Origin of the sequence: Moorella sp. E306M (assembly GCF_006538385.1) — a bacterium.
In the GTDB taxonomy this organism is placed as follows: domain Bacteria; phylum Bacillota; class DSM-521; order Neomoorellales; family Neomoorellaceae; genus Neomoorella.
This window is the reverse complement of sequence record NZ_BJKO01000001.1, coordinates 1,496,038-1,496,582: the sequence shown is the minus strand read 5'-3', so window position 1 is coordinate 1,496,582 and position 545 is coordinate 1,496,038. Positions and strand designations below refer to the sequence as shown.

Sequence of the window (545 nt, the reverse complement as noted above, 5' to 3'; positions counted from 1 at the left end):
CGTCTTAAACCCCATGAGGAGGAACTGGCCAGAAGCCTGCAGAGAGAATCCGCTAAAGTTTGGAACACCGTCATGACCATCCACCGCTTATTCTGGTTTAAATACGGCATCTGGATAGACGAAGCCACGATGAAAGAGTTTTTGAAGGGGAGATTCAGCGTTCACTCCCAAGACGTGCAGGCCATCATAGAGACCTACTACGAATGCTGGGAGAGGACGAAGAAGCTCCACGAAGAAGGCTACACGGATTGGCGCTATCCCTGGCGGCTTAAGCGTTTTTTCACCTCCACGTGGAAAGTGACCGGCATCACCGTAGAAGACGGTTCTCTCAGGCTGTCCAACGGCTGGAAGAAGCCACCGCTTAAAATAAAACTGCCCGCAAGGCTGAAGGGATTGGAAATCAAGCAGGTCCAGCTCGTCTGGCACCGCAACGGCTACTGGCTGCATATAGCGGTAGTCAAACCCGCCCTGGAGAAAGTACAGGGGGATGCCGTGGCAGCCGTAGACCCGGGCGAAGTCCATGCCTTAACCCTGACCGACGGCCG

The 545-nt window shown here is 54.5% G+C and carries 1 pseudogene; it reads left to right on the top strand.

The window, feature by feature from the left end:
* Positions 1-72: 72 nt before the first annotated feature.
* A pseudogene (locus tag FLZ89_RS15940) lies at positions 73-545 on the top strand (RNA-guided endonuclease InsQ/TnpB family protein); the annotation flags it as partial.